Origin of the sequence: Dyadobacter sp. SG02, assembly GCF_900109045.1 — a bacterium.
In the GTDB taxonomy this organism is placed as follows: Bacteria; Bacteroidota; Bacteroidia; order Cytophagales; family Spirosomataceae; genus Dyadobacter.
Genome location: NZ_FNYL01000004.1, coordinates 531492 through 546098 on the forward strand (window position 1 = coordinate 531492; position 14607 = coordinate 546098).

Annotated in this window: 13 protein-coding genes; 10 read left to right on the plus strand and 3 right to left on the minus strand. The window is 50.5% G+C overall.

Features of this window, described 5'->3' with window-relative positions; all coding sequences use genetic code 11:
* Nucleotides 1-36 precede the first annotated feature (36 nt).
* From nuoK to BMW93_RS12440, 5 genes are all read left to right on the plus strand, one after another.
* On the plus strand, nucleotides 37-372 hold the full coding sequence (gene nuoK / locus BMW93_RS12420) for an NADH-quinone oxidoreductase subunit NuoK (protein WP_176885077.1): 336 nt from the start codon (nucleotides 37-39) through the stop codon (nucleotides 370-372).
* A 52-nt stretch (nucleotides 373-424) separates the two neighbouring features.
* Nucleotides 425-2344 carry an NADH-quinone oxidoreductase subunit L gene (gene nuoL / locus BMW93_RS12425; RefSeq protein ID WP_090375981.1) on the plus strand — a complete coding sequence of 640 codons (1920 nt, stop codon included), beginning with the start codon at nucleotides 425-427 and terminating at the stop codon, nucleotides 2342-2344.
* A 54-nt stretch (nucleotides 2345-2398) separates the two neighbouring features.
* Nucleotides 2399-3847: a NuoM family protein gene (locus tag BMW93_RS12430; RefSeq protein WP_090375984.1), complete on the plus strand. Its 1449-nt coding sequence runs from the start codon at nucleotides 2399-2401 to the stop codon at nucleotides 3845-3847.
* Nucleotides 3848-3856: 9 nt separating this feature from the next.
* Nucleotides 3857-5251 (plus strand): NADH-quinone oxidoreductase subunit N, encoded by a 1395-nt coding sequence (locus BMW93_RS12435; protein ID WP_090375987.1) that lies wholly within the window; start codon nucleotides 3857-3859, stop codon nucleotides 5249-5251.
* 115 nt (nucleotides 5252-5366) lie between these two features.
* On the plus strand, nucleotides 5367-6527 hold the full coding sequence (locus BMW93_RS12440) for a polysaccharide biosynthesis protein (RefSeq protein ID WP_090375989.1): 1161 nt from the start codon (nucleotides 5367-5369) through the stop codon (nucleotides 6525-6527).
* A 26-nt stretch (nucleotides 6528-6553) separates the two neighbouring features.
* Here the strand turns inward: BMW93_RS12440 and BMW93_RS12445 are convergent, their stop codons facing one another.
* A complete protein-coding gene (locus tag BMW93_RS12445; protein WP_090375991.1) occupies nucleotides 6554-7465 on the minus strand; it encodes an alpha/beta hydrolase in 912 nt (303 codons plus the stop codon).
* Between the two features lie 367 nt (nucleotides 7466-7832).
* On the opposite strand from BMW93_RS12445, the gene BMW93_RS12450 reads away from it, so the two are divergent.
* The 5 genes from BMW93_RS12450 to BMW93_RS12470 all read left to right on the plus strand — a co-directional run bounded on the left by BMW93_RS12450 (nucleotide 7833) and on the right by BMW93_RS12470 (nucleotide 12492).
* Entirely contained in the window at nucleotides 7833-8606 is a 774-nt protein-coding gene (locus BMW93_RS12450) for an alpha/beta fold hydrolase (RefSeq protein ID WP_090375994.1), read from the plus strand.
* A gap of 89 nt (nucleotides 8607-8695) precedes the next feature.
* The gene (locus BMW93_RS12455; protein ID WP_090375997.1) at nucleotides 8696-9367 is read left to right on the plus strand and encodes a CBS domain-containing protein; all 672 of its coding nucleotides are present in this window, start codon (nucleotides 8696-8698) and stop codon (nucleotides 9365-9367) included.
* Between the two features lie 95 nt (nucleotides 9368-9462).
* Nucleotides 9463-10338: an NAD kinase gene (locus BMW93_RS12460; RefSeq protein ID WP_090376000.1), complete on the plus strand. Its 876-nt coding sequence runs from the start codon at nucleotides 9463-9465 to the stop codon at nucleotides 10336-10338.
* Nucleotides 10339-10366: 28 nt separating this feature from the next.
* Complete coding sequence (locus tag BMW93_RS12465) at nucleotides 10367-11389, plus strand: dipeptide epimerase (protein ID WP_090376003.1); 1023 nt, start codon at nucleotides 10367-10369, stop codon at nucleotides 11387-11389.
* A gap of 8 nt (nucleotides 11390-11397) precedes the next feature.
* Nucleotides 11398-12492, plus strand: a complete 1095-nt coding sequence (locus BMW93_RS12470) for an aminotransferase class I/II-fold pyridoxal phosphate-dependent enzyme (RefSeq protein ID WP_090376006.1) — start codon at nucleotides 11398-11400, stop codon at nucleotides 12490-12492.
* A 13-nt stretch (nucleotides 12493-12505) separates the two neighbouring features.
* Here the strand turns inward: BMW93_RS12470 and tatC are convergent, their stop codons facing one another.
* Together tatC and pdhA are read right to left on the minus strand one after the other, a co-directional pair.
* Nucleotides 12506-13393, minus strand: a complete 888-nt coding sequence (tatC, locus tag BMW93_RS12475; protein ID WP_090376007.1) for a twin-arginine translocase subunit TatC — start codon at nucleotides 13391-13393, stop codon at nucleotides 12506-12508.
* Between the two features lie 106 nt (nucleotides 13394-13499).
* Nucleotides 13500-14531, minus strand: coding sequence for a pyruvate dehydrogenase (acetyl-transferring) E1 component subunit alpha (gene pdhA / locus BMW93_RS12480; protein ID WP_090376009.1), 1032 nt, complete (start codon nucleotides 14529-14531; stop codon nucleotides 13500-13502).
* Between the last annotated feature and the right edge of the window lie 76 nt (nucleotides 14532-14607).

Here is a 14607-nt window from a genome sequence, read left to right on the forward strand (position 1 = left end):
CCATTAGGTAAACCTGCTATGATCCCAAACCCTACGATGCCAGAGGTTAACATACCAGCGGTTATTCAACATATCCCACTTCAAAGCTACCTGATTCTCGCTACCCTGTTATTTGTGATCGGCATTATCGGCGTACTTACCCGCAGGAACGCCATTATCATATTTATGTCGATTGAATTGATGCTGAACGCAGCTAACCTGCTGCTGATCGCATTCTCTTCATACCGGTCCGATCCTTCCGCACAGGTTTTCGTATTCTTCATTATGGCCGTAGCCGCCGCCGAAGTGGCCGTCGGGCTTGCGATTATCGTAATGATCTACCGCAACACCAGAAATACGGACATCGGGTTCCTGAATAAGCTGAAATGGTAATATCGGCGCGTAACCGGTACATAATCAAGAGATTAAAGATTAAAAAATAGACATGTCTGCATCATTACTCATCCTGATTCCGCTGCTGCCGCTCGCCGGCTTTCTGATCAACGGAATAGGATTTCCCAATATTCCCAAAGGCGCAGTCGGCATTATCGGAACCTTGGCGGTAGTCGCCAGTTTTGTGTTGTCTGTAATGACCTTCAATGCATTTGTAGCGGCCGGTAGCCAGCCCTTTATCGTGCCTCTTTTCGACTGGATCACCGTCGGCGACCTCAACATTCCGTTCTCATTCCAGGTCGATCAGCTTTCGTTGCTAATGCTGATGATCATCACCGGCGTAGGCTCGCTGATCCACATTTATTCGATCGGCTACATGCACCACGATTCGGGTTTCGGTAAATTTTTCGCTTACCTGAACCTGTTTTTGTTTTTCATGCTCCTGCTGGTGCTCGGTTCAAACTACGTAATCATGTTCATCGGCTGGGAAGGTGTGGGTCTTTGCTCTTACCTGCTCATCGGTTTCTGGAACAAGAACACCAACTACAACAATGCAGCCCGTAAGGCATTCATTATGAACCGCGTGGGCGACCTGGGCTTCCTCCTGGGTATCTTCACGATCATCGCTACATTTGGCTCCGTTGAATACACTGAGGTTTTCAGCAAGGCCGCAGCCGGCTTCCAGGTAGGCGATCCGGTGATCATTACCATTACGTTATTTCTTTTTGTGGGTGCAATGGGTAAATCGGCTCAGATTCCCCTGTACACCTGGCTACCCGACGCTATGGCGGGCCCGACACCGGTTTCTGCCCTGATTCACGCCGCTACGATGGTTACGGCGGGTATTTACATGGTGATCCGCTCCAACGTGCTCTATTCGCTGGCACCTTCCACGCTCGAAATCGTGGGTATTATCGGTGGCGCTACGGCATTGTTTGCCGCGTCGATCGGCCTTTTGCAAAACGATATTAAGAAAGTACTCGCTTACTCCACCGTGAGTCAGCTGGGTTATATGTTCATGGGTCTGGGCGCGATGGCCTATTCGGCGTCGATGTTCCACGTCATTACCCACGCATTCTTCAAAGCATTGCTCTTCCTTGGAGCAGGTAGCGTAATCCACGCCATGTCCGACGAGCAGGATATTCGTTCAATGGGAGGTTTGAGAAAAAAATTGCCTGTTACATTCCTTACCTTCCTGATCGCCACTATCGCGATATCCGGTATACCGCCATTTGCAGGTTTCTTCTCGAAAGATGAAATCCTGGCCCATGTTTTTGAACACAACAAAATCCTTTGGGTAATCGGTGTGCTTGGTTCGGTCATGACATCCTTCTACATGTTCCGTCTGTTGTTCCTGACGTTCTTCGGAACCTTCCGCGGCACGCACGAGCAGGAGCACCATTTACACGAATCACCCGCTTCGATGACAGTGCCTTTGATTATCCTCGCCATTCTTTCGGCTGTGGGTGGTTTCATCGGCGTTCCCGAAGCATTGCACGGCTCGCACCAGCTGGCGCAATTCATGAGCCCGTTGTACGACCTGGCTAAAACCGCAAATCCGGCAGCATTTGAACACACTTCCCTGTCCCATTCGGAAGAATATATGCTGATGGCCATTTCGGTAGCGGCGGCATTGATATCCGCAATTGCAGCTTACGTGATGTATGTGCAAAAAGGCGCCGTACCAGCACCGGATTCGGAAGAGAAACCGGGCTTGCAGCGTGCGATTTATAACAAATACTATGTCGACGAGCTTTACGATTCGGTATTTGTGAAACCCATCAAGACACTTTCCAACATTCTGTACAGCTTCGGCGAGATCTTTATCGACCTGATCATCGATGCGGTTGTAAGACTCGTGTCCCTGGGCGCCAAGCTGTTGAGAAAAACACAATCCGGCTCTACCGGCGAATACGTTTTCGCGATGGTGATCGGCATTGTGGTCATATTATTCTGGAAGCTGTTACTCTGATCCGATCATCCATCAATCCGTTTCCTATTAGTTTCGGACCGTCGACTTGAAAATATGCTTACTCTTCTTTTAATACTTTTACCGATAGCGGCAGGCGTTATTACCCTCCTGGCCGGCGAACGCCTGGCTAAGCAGCTTGCGCTGGTTGGTGGCCTCGCATCACTGGGCGTCGCTGTTTTCACCTGGCTGCAATTCGACCCTGCGGCAGGTTCCCAGTTCGGATTCAAATATGCCTGGGTAGCGTCCGGAGGCATTTCTTTTGCTGCCGGTATCGACGGTATCAGCATGCTGCTCGTATTGCTCACGACTTTCCTGACGCCGCTGATCATCCTTTCGGCTTTTAAAAACGAGTATAAAAATCCCTCGGCATTCTATTCGCTGATCCTGTTCATGGAAGCGGCGCTCATCGGCGTTTTCACTGCTAGCGACGCATTCGTTTTCTACCTGTTCTTCGAAGCCGCATTGATCCCGGTTTACTTCCTGGCGGCGACCTGGGGTGGAGAGAACCGCATAAAGGTTACATTCAAGTTCTTCATTTACACCATGTTCGGAAGCTTGTTCATGTTCGTGGCACTGGTTTATCTTTATTACCAGACACCGGGCACACATACTTCTGAAATAACCGCCTTTTACCAATTGCAACTGAGCCCCTCGGCACAAGGTTTCGTGTTCTGGGCATTCTTCATTGCATTTGCCATTAAAATGCCGCTTTTCCCTTTCCATACCTGGCAGCCGGACACTTACACCGAGTCGCCTACCGCGGCTACGATGCTGTTGTCAGGTATTATGCTTAAAATGGGGGTTTACGGTCTGATCCGCCTGCTGCTGCCGATCGTGCCGCTGGGCATGGAACAATGGGGCTTCCTGGCAATGATCCTTTCCGTGATCGGCATTATCTACGGTTCCATTATCGCGATCCAGCAGAGCGATATGAAAACGCTCATCGCCTACTCGTCCTTCGCGCACGTGGGACTGATGGCCGCCGGCGTATTCTCTTCTTCATTGAATGGCTTGCAAGGCGCATTGATCCAGATGCTGGCACACGGTATCAACGTGATAGGCCTCTTCTTCATCGTCGACATTATCTATTCAAGAACCAAAACCCGGTACCTCGACCAGCTCGGGGGCATTACCCAAAGCACGCCGCATCTGAGCGTGTATTTCATGATATTACTGCTCGGAAGCGTTGCATTGCCACTTACCAACGGTTTTGTGGGTGAATTCCTGTTGCTTTCAAGTGTATTCCAATACAAAGGCTGGCTGGGCGCTGTGGCCGGTCTGACGATCATTCTCGGTTCGGTGTACATGCTCCGTCTTTTCCAGAAATCCATGTTCGGGCCGAAATCGAAATGGGTGGAAGGCTTCCAGGACCTTACTGCCAGCGAGCGCGCCGTACTGCTGCCGCTGGTAATCATGGTATTCTGGATCGGTATTTACCCAAGCACATTCCTGAAAATAACCGAGCCTGCTGTAAACCAATTGTTGCAACTGGTCAATAACTAAGTTAAGAATATGTATCCCATTATATTGTTGTCGGTTTTTGGAGTAGTAACGCTTTTTCTGGGCTTTTCGAAATCCAAGAACATCCTCCTGCCATCTACCCTGCTTTTCCTGGCCATTGCGCTGGGAAGCAACTTTATCGAATGGGGCAAAGGGCCGTTCCTGTACTTCTACGACATGCTCCGGGTCGATAACCTCACGCTCGCATTCAACGGGATCGTACTGATTTCGGCTTTCATGATCGCGGCGATCTCGGGCGGTTTCCAGGACAATGCGGATTCCGAACCGGCTGAATATTATGGATTGATGCTCTTCTCGCTTGTGGGGGCCATTATGATGATCGGCTTCGATCACCTGATCATGCTCTTCATCGGTGTCGAAATCCTCTCCGTAGCCATGTACGTGCTCACAGGAAGCAACAAGCGTAACCTGCGCTCGAACGAGGCCGCATTGAAATACTTCCTGATGGGTGCATTCGCGACGGGCTTCATGCTATTCGGTATGACCTTGCTTTACGGCGCAACAGGTTCTTTCCAGCTTGTCGCGATCCAGGGCTTCGCGTCGAATATGTCTGTCGCTTCACAATCCTACATTTTCTACGCGGGTTTGCTGCTGCTGCTGATCGGTATGCTTTTCAAAGTGTCAGCCGCGCCGTTCCACTTCTGGACGCCGGACGTGTACGAAGGAGCGCCGACGATCTTCACTACTTTCATGTCGACGATCGTAAAAACCGCCGGATTTGCGGCACTGTTCCGTTTGCTCAATCATACCTTTGCTATCTACAATTTCTGGTGGATCGTCATCGCGGTCATTGCCGTGCTTACATTGCTCGTGGGCAACATCGGTGCCACCAGCCAGAACAGCTTTAAAAGGATGCTTGCCTACTCGGGTATTTCGCATGCCGGTTACCTGCTGATCGCGCTTACCGCCCTTACCAAGCCGACTCAAAACGCCATTATCTTTTACTCACTCGCCTACTCTTTGTCGACCATCGCCGCATTTGGCGTGTTAATGCTCGTCTCGAAGGAAAAAGCCATCGAAGGGCAGCCCAACGAGCGCTACGAAGCATTCAATGGACTGGCCAAACAAAATCCTTTATTGGCTTTCGTGTTGGCAGTTTCCATGCTTTCTCTGGCGGGTATCCCGCTCACAGCCGGGTTCTGGGGTAAATTCTTCATATTCACCAGCGCAGCGGAGCGTGGCATTATCTGGATCGCCGTCATCGCTGTTTTGATGTCGACAGTCGGTATTTACTACTATTTCCGGGTGATTATCTCTTCTTATTTCAAAGAAGGGGACACTGTAAGGATCCGCGTGGCGCCATTTTACCAGATCATCCTGGTACTGGCTACTTTCCTGACAATCCTGTTCGGTCTTGCGCCGGGTATTTTCGAAAAACTGATCTAAAAAATTTGTAGATATTACCTTTTGAAAATCGCCGTACATCCTACGGCGATTTTTTTGTTACCAAACTTTCAGACGTACGTATCAAGGGTATCTGTAATTTAAAAAACGATACCCGATGCAAACACCACAACACACTTACGCGTCATTCACATTCAGGCCGGAAGACCTGCTCGGCCGCGAGCCCATTGTTCTGGACCTGGAAAATGCCATTCCGGAAATCCATGGCCGCATTGTCATGATTACCGGTGCTGCCGGCACGATTGGCAGCGAGCTCGCGGCACAGGTATGCGCCTACGTGCCCGCGACGGTGATATTGGTCGACCAGGCGGAAACAGCCCTTTACGAGCTCGATTATCAGCTCAGACAACAATTTCCCCAAACCGACATCTCCTGCCACATAGCCAGTATCACCGACGCGTTACGCATGGCCGAGCTGTTTTCCCGAAATAACATTCACATCATTTTCCACACCGCAGCTTACAAGCACGTGCCATTCATGGAACGGCACCCTTACGAGGCGATCAAAACCAATATATTCGGCACGGAAATCCTTGCCGATCTGGCAGTGTCCTACCGCGTCGGGAAATTCATTTACATTTCCACGGACAAGTCCGTCAGGCCCGCCAGCGTAATGGGCGCCACGAAACGTTTCGCCGAACTTTACCTGCAATACCTGAGCCATGAATATCCCGGACAGACCCAATTCATTATCACGCGATTCGGAAATGTACTGGGCTCCAACGGCTCGTTCCTGATCCGGTTCGCACAGCAGATCCGGGAAGGCGGGCCTGTTACCGTCACCGATCCGCTCGCGCAGCGGTACCTGATGACGGTCGCCGAAGCATGCCAGCTCGTACTCCAAGCGACGGCTACAAGCGACGGTAGCGAAATCCTGACGTTTGACATGGGTAAACCTGTCCGGATCGCCGATGTGGCACGAAAAATGATCCGGCTTGCGGGGTTGGAGCCTGGAATGGACATTCTGATCCGCTTTACCGGATTACGGCCGGGCGAAAAACTGAGCGAAGAACTAAATCGCGATGAGTCGGAAGCAACTCCAACAGGACAGCTCAGAGCCGTCCGTTTTTCGGGGCCGGCCGAACAATGCATGCGTTACGCGATGTCGGCATTGCAGAAAGCGCTTGATTCGGGTCGGGCCGAGCAAATGGTGGAGGTCCTCAAAATGGTGATCCCGGAGTACATCAGTGCCAATTCGCCATTTACGAAGCTGGATGATGTGCGTGCCGGGCAGCCTGTGTTGACCACCGACCGCTGACGGCCGATGTCGGTTCAGGTGATTAATTATTTCGCCGGGATGAAGCCGCTGGTCCGCATCCAATGCAGGCAACGTCCAAACCATTCGTCGAACGACGGGGTTTTGGGGTAGCCGTGCTGGCCCTGGGAGTAAATATGCATGTCGGCGGGCACGCCTTTCGCATTCAATGCTTCGTAAAACCGAATGCTGTTCGATACCGGTACCACCGTGTCGTCGCCTGCGTGCGTGAGGTATGCGGGCGGCGTGGAGGCCGTTACCTGCAAGTCGTTGGAAAAATATTGAACGCGTTGGGCCGAAGGGGAAGCTCCGAGCAGGTTAGCCGATGAGCCCTTATGCCCGATCTTTCCTTCAAAACTGATCACCGGGTACACGAGCACCATAAAATCGGGCCGGAGACTGGTTTTTTGCGGGTTATCGATAAAAGTGCTGTCGTAATGCGTACCGGCGGTCGAAGCGAGGTGCCCTCCCGCCGAAAAACCCATGATACCGATCTTCGCCGGATCGACCTGCCATTCCTTTGCCTTTTCGCGGACGGTTTTGATCGCTTGCTGCGCGTCCTGCAATGGGCCGATGGCCTTATCCTTCATGATACGATCGCTGGGCAGGCGGTACTTCAACACAAATGCAGCGATCCCGACCTTATTCAATTCCTTCGCAACCCTGTAACCCTCACGATCGATTACCAGGCCGCCGTAGCCACCGCCAGGGCATACAATCATCGCTGCGCCGTTGCCCGTACCTGCCGGCGGAAGAAATACGGTCAGCGTCGGTTTCGACACATTCTTCACTGAACCTTTATCGCTGGTTTCCTGATTTTCCGCCTCGACGGCGTTCGGGATGCGGCCCGGGTAAAGTGCCATTTCGGTCTGCGCCCGGAGCGGCATCGCCAAAAACTGAACAAGGCCGAAAGCGGCCAGAAGGCTGGATATTTTTATCATTTAATTTTTTTCTAATTCCTATTAAATATAATTTCTGGCTAAATTTCGGTTACACTGTTGACCGTTGCGACCACGCAGAACGCTCCGTTGCCCATAATGGCCGACAGACAATGGGTTAAGACATAGTTCGACAAAATTTACCTGCGCGGCAGGCAGGGAAAACCTTCGGAGTGCGACGAACAGAATTGCACCATTCTGTGTTATTCGACTAATTCTTTTAATATTAATATAATATTTACAAGAAATTCGAAACGCGTTTGTTACTTTGTCCCATTGAACAATCAAAAAAATAACTAGTTTTGTAGAGTATCCTAATCATGCACTAGTTTCTTTGATAAGTTATAAATCGTCTTAAATCCACAAAAGAATGAAATATACAGTACGTGCAGAGGGCAGGTTTCAGTTTATCGACGAGGGAAAGGGCGAAACATTACTGCTTTTGCATGGCCTTTTCGGTGCATTAAGCAACTGGGACGGTATTATCGACCATTTTTCCAACCGTTACCGGGTCATTATCCCATTGCTCCCCATTTACGAGCTTCCCCCGCGTGAAGCCGGTCTGGAAGCATTGCTTGCCTTTCTGGAAGACTTTGTTTCGTTTAAAAATCTTACCAACGTTACGGCGATCGGTAATTCACTTGGCGGCCACATTGGTTTGCTTTATACACTGAAAAACCAGGAGAATGTACAGCGCCTGGTACTCACGGGCAGCTCGGGCCTCTTCGAAAACTCGATGGGCGGCTCGTTCCCGAAACGTGGAAGTTATGATTATATCAAGGAACGCGTAGCCTATACCTTCTATGATCCGGAAGTGGCCACCAAGGACCTGATCGACGAAGTGTTCGAAACTACTTCCAGCATTCCGAAATGCATGAGCATCGTAGGTATAGCGAAATCGGCCCAGCGCCACAATCTCGCCAAGGATTTACACCAGATTACCGTTCCTACCCTGCTCGTTTGGGGCCTCAACGACACCATTACGCCGCCACATGTAGGCTACGAGTTCAATCGCCTCATCGCTAATTCCGAATTGTACTTTATCGACAAATGCTGCCACGCACCGATGATGGAGCATCCGCACGAGTTCAATGTGATCCTCGAAAGCTTCCTGGAAAAAGACGTGCCGGTGCCGGTAGCATAAAACCCGGGAATTCCGGGAAAATTTCTTTTGTTACGATAGTTGATCTATATATTGTTTTTTTATAGCTTCGAAAAATGACGTTCTGACCCATGCTCGCAGCCAATCTGATAAATCCAATGATTCCCGTACTGAAACCGAACGATTCGGTGGGCACGGCTTTGGACTGGATGGACGAGTTTGGCGTGAAGCAGCTGGTCATCGCCGAATCCGGCGTTTATCAGGGAGTCGTTTCCGAGGACATTCTCTTCGACATCACGGATATTTCCGAACAGCTTTCGAAGGTAATCATTCAGCATAAGGACATTTTCGCGACCGAGGACCAGCACCCTTACGAGCTGCTCCGGTTGGTAAATCAATTCGGCCTGCTGATCATCCCTGTACTTCACGAAGACCGGAGTTTCGCCGGCAGCATTCTGGTCGCCGACCTTGTTGAACATTTCGTGAATGAGCTGGGCGTACAGGAAAAAGGAGCCGTGATCGTCCTTAAAATAGCTGAAAGAAGCTACTCGCTTTCTGAAATCAGCCGATTGATAGAATCTAATGGCGTCAAGATCCTGAGCAGCTACTATTCTTCGGGAGAAGTTTACGATCCTACCAACGAGGCCCGGCTGACGCTCAAACTAAACCGGACGCACATTACCCCTATCATCGCCACGCTCGAACGCTTCGGGTACGAAATCGAAGAAGCGCACGCCAACGATCCTATTGAAAGCCTCGACCAGGAGCGCCTCGATATGCTTTTGCGCTATCTGGCTACCTAGCACTTGCCCGGCGTCCCCAAATGTACACGCAGCTTTTGAATCGCCCCTTTTGTCGTGTATCTTTCGGCTGAAACCACACGTTTTATTTTTTCTTCATGAAAATCGCCATTCACGGACGCAACTTTAATGAGTCCGCAAGGCCGTTCATTGAAAATATGTTCGATGAACTGGCGCGCAGAAAAGTTGAAGTTCAGCTTTCGAAATCTTTCAGGACATTTCTGGACCAGGCCGGCATTTCGCATTACTCCGAGCTGGTTTACGAGAAACCGGAAGAGCTTTTCGACCCACGCCTGATCGTGAGCATGGGTGGCGATGGTACACTGCTGGAAACGATTTCGCACGTCGGCAAGCGACAAACGCCGGCCATCGGTATCAACGTCGGCCGCCTGGGTTTCCTCGCCACCGTATCGCCCGAGCGCATCACCGACATGATCGCCGCGCTCGAAAACAGCCAGTTCCGTATCGATGAACGTACGCTGGTGGAAGTTGAATCCAATATCGACCTTTTCGACGGCCTCAATTTCGGTTTGAATGATTTCACGATCACCAAAACCGATACGTCGTCGATGATCACCGTGCATACTTATTTGAACGACGAGTTCCTGAACTCCTACTGGGCCGACGGACTTATCGTATCCACGCCGACCGGCTCCACAGGCTATTCGTTAAGCTGCGGCGGTCCGGTACTTATGCCTCATTCCCAGAACTTTATCGTCACGCCCATCAGCCCGCACAACCTGAACGTGCGCCCGCTGGTAGTGGAAGACACCGCGGTAATCCGCCTCGAAGTAAAAAGCCGCAGCAGCAATTTTCTCGTCTCTCTCGACGCCCGTTCGCGCATTGTGGATGAAAACACACAATTGATCGTGCGAAAAGCCGCCTTCATTGCGCGGTTGATCAAGATGAAAGACGACAGTTTTTTGAATACATTGAGAAGCAAACTATCGTGGGGGCTCGATATGCGAAACTAGTCTCCCAAATACTCATTTCTGACACCCTATGCACCTTACCTACCACACTTTCGACCTCCAACTCAAACATACCTTCACCATTGCGCACGACTCGCGCGATGTCCAGCAAACGCTGATTGTGCAACTGAACGACGGCGTTCATGCCGGCTTCGGCGAGGCTACTTCCAATCCGTATTACGGCATTACGATCAGAAATATGATCGCGACGCTGGATATGGTCAAGGATATTGTTGAAAAGGGCAAATATGCCTCGGCGGAAGAGCTCTGGACGATGGTACACCCGTTGCTCAGGGACAATTCCTTCGCGCAATGCGCATTGGACGAGGCCGCGCAGGACTATTTTGCCAAAAAGAAAGGCCTGAAACTGTACGAGAGTTGGGGCCTCTCACCCGAGCGTATCCCGATGACCAATTTCACGATCGGCATCGATACGGTGGAAAAGATGGTCGAAAAGATGAAGGAGCTGCCTTGGCCGATTTACAAGATCAAGCTAGGCACGGACGAGGACCTTCGCATTGTTCAGGAACTGCGAAAAAATACCGACGCACTCTTCCGCGTGGATGCCAATTGTGGCTGGACGGCGGAAAAGACCATTGAACTCGCACCCAAATTGGCCGCATTAGGCGTGGAATTCATCGAGCAGCCGCTCCCGGCCGGTGATATTGAGGGAATGAAAAAGGTATTTGCAGCAAGTGCATTGCCTGTCATTGCCGACGAAAGCTGCATTGTCGAAGAAGATGTCGAGCAATGTCACGGCCTTTTTCATGGCATTAATGTAAAACTGACCAAATGCGGCGGGCCTACTGCCGCGCTCCGGATGATCGCGCAAGCCCGGTCGCTGGGCATGAAAACGATGGTTGGCTGCATGACCGAGACGAGCGTGGGCATTTCGGCCATCGCCCATTTACTTCCGCTGCTGGATTATGTCGATATGGACGGCTCTTTACTGATCCGCAACGACCCCGCTACCGGCGTAACGTTCGATTTTGGCAAGGTGATTTATGCCCCGGGCAATGGTACCGGCGCCGCATTGAAGCGCGAATTTTTATAAGTTCCGTTGTGAACATCTACCATACCTCCAAACTTCCCGGCAGGACCGTCGAGACTACCGACGGGCGCGAATTTCTGTGGTTCAGTGGCACAGACTACCTTGGAATGGGGCACAACGAAGACCTTCGTAGATATACCCGCTTATCTACGGAAACTTTCGGAAATCATTACGGGAGTTCCAGAAACAATAGCCTCAGGCTTGATATTTACGAAAAAGCCGAGGCACAGTTAGCTGATTTTCTGCAAACTCCGGCCGCAACGATTGTCTCCTCGGGGATGTGGGCGGGCCAATTGTTGATGAAAGAGGTCGAGACCATCGTTCAACAGAATCCCGATATTACCAGCATCATCTACCATAACGCTCCCGGTGTACATCCGGCATTGTGGGGCCATGCATTTCACCGAACCAAGGGCGAATGGAGCGACTGGGCGATGCAAACGGTCCGGAAAATCAATGCGGCCGAGATGGACACGGCTCATATAATTTGTACGGATGCCGTAGGTTCGCCGATGGTGCGGGCATTTGATTTTACACTTTTTAATACCATTCAAAATCCCGCAAATGCATGGCTGATCATCGATGAATCGCATTCACTTGGAGTACTTGGGCCCGACGGAAAAGGCGTATCCGCACAGCTCTCTGAAAACACTTTAGTTCAAACTGTTTTCGTTTCGTCCCTCAATAAAGCATTAGGTATCCCGGCGGGAGCAATCTGGGGAGCTAAAAGCGTGATCGATACCATCCGCAACTCGCCCTGGTATGCGGGCGCGTCACCGCCTGCACCTGCGTACGCATATGCGCTGAAAAAGCTTTTGGAAGAAAATACCTATGCGAAGCAGCTTTCTTTACTGCTGGACAACGTGGCGTGGTTCGGGCAACAACTGGGAGATATTATGCTTTTTGAATCCATTGCGGATTACCCCGTATTCTGCTCTTACAATGCAGCATTGTTCGACCATTTACTTCAAAATGGCATTATGGCGTCATGCTTCCCCTATCCTTCACCTGCGGACGCGCCGGTTACGCGCATTGCGATCAGCAGTTTACACCAAAAAGAAGACCTCGACCGGTTGGCCGAGGTCTGTAAGCGGTTTAATGCTTAATGTCTTTTATTAATCAATCTTCTGTATCTGTCCCGCCCAGCTTGGCAAGACGCTTCTCCTCTTGCAGTTTCTCGCGCTCCACTTTCGCAGAGACCATGATACTCAGTTCATAAAGCAGGAACAACGGGATCGCAACAAGTACCTGGCTGTAAATATCCGGTGAAGGCGTGATCACCGCTGCCACGATCAGGATCACGATCATCGAGTGCTTGCGGTACTCCCGCATGAACGATGGCGTAAGTATGCCTATTCTCGATAAGACATACACGACAATCGGTAACTGGAACGCCACACCGCAGGCCAATGTAAGCGTTGCTACGAGTGAAATGTAAGAGGCAAGACTGAATTCGTTGATGATCGTCGGATCGAGGGTGTAGTTAGCAAGGAAGTTGATAGCCAACGGCGACACCACGTAATATCCGAAAAGTACCCCAGAAAAGAACAGGGCAGTCACGTAAAATACCGCTCCCCGTGCCGACCGCTTTTCCGCAGGCTTCAAACCCGGCTCGATAAACCGCCATATTTCCCAGAATGCATACGGAAATGCGAATACCAGACCGGCAATCACCGACGAAGTCATACTCATCGTAAAAGCATCGCCCATTCCGATCACCTGCAATTTGAAATTCAGGGCTTTTACGCACAAATCCTCATAACCGGTGATTTCCGACAGCTTGCAAAGCATTTTGTAAGTCCAGAAGTCGGGCTGGGACGGCGCGATAATTACGTAATGGTAGATTTCTTGAATATAAATAAAGGCAAGAATCGCAAATACGAGAATCGAAGCACCGGCGCGGATAACATGCCATCTTAGTTCTTCGAGATGCGAGATAAACGACATTTCCTTGCCATCGCCGTCTTCATCATCCTGCTCTCTATCAAAATCCTGATCCAGGGACATATTTTAATTTTATTACTAGAACTCAATCTAAGTGAAAAGCTGAAATTACTTAAAAAACCCGTCGAAGTGATCCGACGGGTTTTTTATTCATGCGTTCTGGATCAAATTAATCCATTACAAAAGGATAGTCGTTCTCAACGTACACGTCTGTGTAAGCCTCTTTCGGGTCCGGCCACTCCGATTCCTCGGCGAATTGCACAGATTGAGCAACGATTTCTTTTACTTTTTTATCGATGTTTTCAAGATCCTCTTCGGTAGCAATCTTGTTTTCGAGGATCACCGCACGGATCTGCTCGATCGGGTCGCGGTCTTTATATTCTTCTACCTCCTCTTTCGAACGGTATTTCTGCGGATCGGACATCGAGTGTCCGCGGTAGCGATACGTACGGAATTCAAGGAAAGTAGGTCCTTCGCCCTTGCGTGCGCGTTCCGCAGCACGGGAAACCGCTTCGTGGATCGCTTCTACGCTCATACCGTCAACCGGCTCGGAAGGAATGTCGTATGCCTCGCCAAGGGTATAGAGCTCAGTAACATTGGAAGTACGCGCTACGGAAGTACCCATTGCGTAACCATTGTTTTCCACTACGAAAATCACAGGCAGTTTCCAGCTCATCGCCATGTTCAGCGTTTCGTGGAATGAACCCTGGCGGATCGCTCCGTCACCGAAGTAGCAGATACACAGGTTGTCGGTTTTGTTGTATTTCTCAGCGAATGCGATACCTGCGCCCAGGGGAATCTGGCCGCCTACGATACCGTGACCTCCGATGAAGCCCACTTCTTTGTCAAAAATGTGCATAGAACCGCCTTTACCTTTGGTAGTACCGGTCTTTTTGCCGAAAAGCTCAGCCATGATCGCATTCGGGCTGGTGCCCAATGCGAGCGGGATACCGTGGTCGCGGTACGCGGTAATGTACTTGTCGCCTTTTTTGAGGGCGCTCACCGCGCCGGAAGAGCAGGCTTCCTGGCCGATGTAGAGGTGACAAAAACCACGAATCTTCTGCTGACCGTACAACTGGCCCGATTTTTCTTCAAAACGGCGTTGTAAAAGCATATTCTCGAACCAGAACATGTATTGCTCCTTCGGATGCTGTAACTTTTTGGGGGCTGATGCTTTCTTTTTCTCAGTAACGGTGGCCATGTATTTGGTTCTCGTTTATAAAGACAGAACTTTGTCTTAAAGTTATGGTATGAACAGAGTCTGTTTTGCCGTACTC

Bases quoted from the DNA above. Each gene is read 5' to 3' on its own strand.
- pdhA (WP_090376009.1), bottom strand. From the start codon at position 14,531: ATGGCCACCGTTACTGAGAAAAAGAAAGCATCAGCCCCCAAAAAGTTA.
- BMW93_RS12440 (WP_090375989.1), top strand. From the start codon at position 5,367: ATGCAAACACCACAACACACTTACGCGTCATTCACATTCAGGCCGGAA.
- nuoK (WP_176885077.1), top strand. From the start codon at position 37: ATGCCAGAGGTTAACATACCAGCGGTTATTCAACATATCCCACTTCAA.
- BMW93_RS12430 (WP_090375984.1), top strand. From the start codon at position 2,399: ATGCTTACTCTTCTTTTAATACTTTTACCGATAGCGGCAGGCGTTATT.
- BMW93_RS12465 (WP_090376003.1), top strand. From the start codon at position 10,367: ATGCACCTTACCTACCACACTTTCGACCTCCAACTCAAACATACCTTC.
- BMW93_RS12445 (WP_090375991.1), bottom strand. From the start codon at position 7,465: ATGATAAAAATATCCAGCCTTCTGGCCGCTTTCGGCCTTGTTCAGTTT.
- nuoL (WP_090375981.1), top strand. From the start codon at position 425: ATGTCTGCATCATTACTCATCCTGATTCCGCTGCTGCCGCTCGCCGGC.
- tatC (WP_090376007.1), bottom strand. From the start codon at position 13,393: ATGTCCCTGGATCAGGATTTTGATAGAGAGCAGGATGATGAAGACGGC.
- BMW93_RS12455 (WP_090375997.1), top strand. From the start codon at position 8,696: ATGCTCGCAGCCAATCTGATAAATCCAATGATTCCCGTACTGAAACCG.
- BMW93_RS12460 (WP_090376000.1), top strand. From the start codon at position 9,463: ATGAAAATCGCCATTCACGGACGCAACTTTAATGAGTCCGCAAGGCCG.
- BMW93_RS12450 (WP_090375994.1), top strand. From the start codon at position 7,833: ATGAAATATACAGTACGTGCAGAGGGCAGGTTTCAGTTTATCGACGAG.
- BMW93_RS12435 (WP_090375987.1), top strand. From the start codon at position 3,857: ATGTATCCCATTATATTGTTGTCGGTTTTTGGAGTAGTAACGCTTTTT.